The organism is Rhodococcus sp. P3_B8 (assembly GCF_056402775.1).
The window spans coordinates 1-2,663 of sequence record NZ_JBFUGT010000532.1 but is presented as its reverse complement, the minus strand read 5'-3'; the positions used below and the strand labels follow the sequence as shown (position 1 = coordinate 2,663).

Sequence of the window (2,663 nt, the reverse complement as noted above, 5' to 3'; positions counted from 1 at the left end):
GCTCCCGCCGCGCGCAACAACGCCGGAACAGAGTCCGACTGGTCTGTTTCATTCTCCTCTCAACAATTGCGGATGTCACCGTTGGTTCGGCGCTCTAAGCACTCGTGGATGATCCACCCCGCCGCTGAGTCGATGTCGATTCGTCTCTTGATGTTGTGGGTAAGCCGGGAATCCATCTATCCCTACCGTCACCGAAAGTGGGCACTGTCGGCTATCTCGAGCGCCGTTTGAACCACGAGCGCGACGAGGTGTGGCGGGTGCTCCGCCTGCTGCATCCCGCGTGCGCAGACAGGGGACATGGCGTGCCGTCTTCAGGCGCCCAGTCCGCTCGAGTATGCGAGCGGGGCAATCGTGCTGCGGTGAGACATCACCGGCGACGGTCGCTCGCGGTCGGTTCTGCAGTTCAGCCACTGTTGCCCCAGCCGGGAGGGCGGCATCGAAGAGAAGGGCTGGTGGCTCACCGAACTCGACGTCCTCGGTGAGCTACTCGAGGGCGCGGACGTGACCGATTTCCGGCGCCGTGCCGATGACATGATCGACCGCTGCCGACGCGCGTTCGGATAACAAGGGGATCGAGGGCAGATGAGTCCTCACTCCTCGGTGGACTGCTCGAGTCGGTACTCGGTTCACGATGTGGTGGGCGGTAACAGGGCTGAGGGACCTCGACGTTGTCGGAGAGATTGTCGCGCATCTTGTCCACTTCCTGCTCGATCCGGTCGACGGCGCTGTCGTTGCTGAGGACGGTGACCACCCCTGCGGCAAGGCGATCGAGATGACGATCGCCAGCGCGCTCAGCACCAGGCCGACGACCGCCACCCCCTTGCCGGTGATCCCCACCTGGCGGCAGCCCGCCGGCCGATCACTCCGAGGATCAACCCTATGATGCCCAGCAGCCCGACCGGGGACAGGATCACAATCAGCACACACACGACGCGGCCACCCCGAAGGCGAGCGCGAAGGCCGCGGCCGCGCTGGTGCGCGCCCGCCTGGTGACCACCCGTTCCTCGACAGCGACAGGCTGGTCGTCGACAGGGCACTCGTCGACCCTAGGCTCTATGCGCCGCGGGTCCTCATCGCGTCCCGGGCCGCTCAGCGGTCTGTTCATCGTTACCTCTGTGTCGGTCGTTTGCCATGCGGCGCACCTCGACGCTCGGTGTGCCACCCAATACGCCCAGCTCACGTGCGCCCCAACCCGGACCGAGCCCACCGCCGTCCTTCGCTGCACGCGGTACCTCTACTCGGACGTGGGAAGGAAGCCGCCGATGCGGCGGCGGGATTGACCAGTGAGGTGAGCGGCGTGGCAGGCGTACCGCCGCATCGACGCGGGTACCCGATCTGGGTGGGGCAAGGGAATGTCGAGAGGCCCCTCGTGAAGGTGATCGTTGATGAGCAATCTGTACTATCCACTGGCTGTTGCGCTGTACATCCTCGTGGCACTCTGGCAAGGCAATCTCGGCCACTGGTGAGATGCGCCGAGGGCGTCCGGCGGGTCCGGGTGGAGTGCCGCCCGATGTAGAAAATCGACGAGACTCGACGACCCACCCTTTGTGCTCGTCGATGGTGGAACGGTGTGCCCGAAAACGGGGGTTGGTCGATGTCCGGGGGACGGGTGAGGATACGTCAGCACGACGACCGTGAGGGAATCGCCTATGAGCGTGTGGATCCCGAGCGTCGGTGCCATTCGGTGGCCAGGGTCAGGCCAGGCGTCACCTTGGGTGCGATGAGGTTTCATCTTCCATTCTGACGCCCCAGCAAGCGGCGATGTCCATTCCTCGTGGTGGAGGCAAGTGCGTGGGCGGTCCGTTCAGTTCCCGCCGCCGTTGCCGCGGCCGCCACCGTTGTTGCCCCCGTTGCCGTTTCCGTTGCCGTTTCCCTGGTTCCCGTTGCCCGGACCGCCCTGGCCGTTGCCTCGGTTGCCGCCGCCCTGGTTGCCGTTCCCGCCGCCGGTGCCCGCGCCTCCGCCCGGTGCGGTGTCGTCCGGCGCGACAATGTCCGGTGCCGGGGCGATCGGTTCCGTGCTGATCATCGTGGCCGGCGGCGGCGCTGCCGGGGCGAGGCTGCTGCTCGGGGTGGGAGCGGACGGCGACAGGACCGAGGTCGACCCTATGGTGCTGCCCTCGTCCTGCGACGCGACGGCCAGTGCCAGCAGCGCGATAGCCACCAGTACTGCCGCGACCGCGGCGATGATCACCCCGGTACCGGGTGACCGTCGCGGCTGTGCGGGTGGAGGCGGGGGATCAGCGGCGACCGGGACGGGGGTGAACACCCGGGTTGGGGGAATCTTGCGCGGATTCGTGAGGGCCGCACGCATCTGCGCCGCGCTGGCGAACCGCTGCTGGGGGTCGCGGCTGAGGGCGCGCTCGATCACGGCGATCAGCGTCGGATCGAGGTCGGGGCGCACCGCGGCGAGCGGTTCGTATTGACCGTTGACGATCGCGTGAGCCAGCGACATGATCGTGTCCCCGGTGCAGGATTCCCGCCGCGTGTGCGGCACCGAGGGCGTCGAGGGTTTGGGTGAGAATGGTCCGCGCTCGCGGTGCGGGGAGCGGGCCGGCGAGGAGGTCGTCGAGCAGGGTCCGTCCGGGCAGGCGTTCCATCACGATGTACGGGGCACCGTGGTCGTCGCCGCTGTCGTGGACGGCGACGACGTTCGGGTGGTTCAG

General features: G+C 67.3%; 3 protein-coding genes. 1 reads left to right on the top strand and 2 read right to left on the bottom strand.

The genetic code is table 11. The features are described 5' to 3' along the window. A partial coding sequence (locus tag AC1D1G_RS44135; RefSeq protein WP_477956816.1) for a hypothetical protein occupies nt 1-231 on the top strand: 231 nt, incomplete at its 5' end. A gap of 1,573 nt (nt 232-1,804) precedes the next feature. Here the strand turns inward: AC1D1G_RS44135 and AC1D1G_RS44130 are convergent. Both AC1D1G_RS44130 and AC1D1G_RS44125 read right to left on the bottom strand, forming a co-directional pair. After that, nucleotides 1,805-2,191, bottom strand: coding sequence for a hypothetical protein (locus AC1D1G_RS44130; protein WP_477956815.1), 387 nt, complete (start codon nt 2,189-2,191; stop codon nt 1,805-1,807). Between the two features lie 46 nt (nt 2,192-2,237). Then, the gene (locus AC1D1G_RS44125; RefSeq protein ID WP_477956817.1) at nt 2,238-2,597 is read right to left on the bottom strand and encodes a hypothetical protein; all 360 of its coding nucleotides are present in this window, start codon (nt 2,595-2,597) and stop codon (nt 2,238-2,240) included. Nucleotides 2,598-2,663: the final 66 nt, after the last annotated feature.

Excerpts from the sequence above, each read along its gene's own strand:
- AC1D1G_RS44125 (WP_477956817.1), bottom strand. The coding sequence starts at position 2,597 with ATGGAACGCCTGCCCGGACGGACCCTGCTCGACGACCTCCTCGCCGGC.